Source organism: Acinetobacter sp. IRS14, assembly GCF_034650275.1.
Taxonomy (GTDB): domain Bacteria; phylum Pseudomonadota; class Gammaproteobacteria; order Pseudomonadales; family Moraxellaceae; genus Acinetobacter; species Acinetobacter oleivorans.
Genome location: NZ_JAOVFN010000065.1, coordinates 1 through 620, shown reverse-complemented (window position 1 = coordinate 620; position 620 = coordinate 1). Strand labels below are relative to the sequence as shown.

Genomic DNA, 620 nt, shown 5'->3' with positions numbered 1-620 from the left:
AACCAAAGGATATTAACGGCACGCAACGGATCGACCCGTCAGTATGTCTATGATGAAGCAGATCATCTTTTAGGTGAATATGATGGCAATGGTCAGGCTTTAGTCGAATATATTTGGTTGGGAGATAAGCCGGTATCGGCGATCTATGGTGACAAGATAGTCTATTTACTAACAGATGAGAAAAACACACCGTACCGAGGTATTGATTCGGCGACGAACAATAAGGTTTGGGTGAGGAATTCAGATGCATTTGGAGTGGCTAAACCGACAGTAGAAACGGTTGAGATGAACCTTCGTTTTCCAGGACAAGTTTATGATAAAGCGACGGGCTTACATTACAACTTAAACCGCTATTACAACCCATTATTGGGACGTTATATGGAGGCAGATCCAATAGGATTGGAGGGAGGCTGGAATCCGTATGCCTATGCAATGAATGATCCGGTAAATAATACTGATGCAACAGGCTTAATTGTTGACACTATTGCTGATGTGGGTTTCATTGTATACGATCTTTATAAAATAGCATCGAGTGGGGCGACGGCTACAAACTTAGCTGCATTAGGTGCAGATGCTGTTGGGGCAGTAACGCCAGGCGCTACGGGCTTAGGATGGGGAGT

The 620-nt window shown here is 44.2% G+C and carries 1 protein-coding gene; it reads left to right on the top strand.

Annotated features, from left to right (window positions below; genetic code table 11):
- Positions 1-255: 255 nt before the first annotated feature.
- A partial coding sequence (locus tag ODQ17_RS19085) for an RHS repeat-associated core domain-containing protein (RefSeq protein ID WP_322905640.1) occupies positions 256-620 on the top strand: 365 nt, incomplete at its 3' end.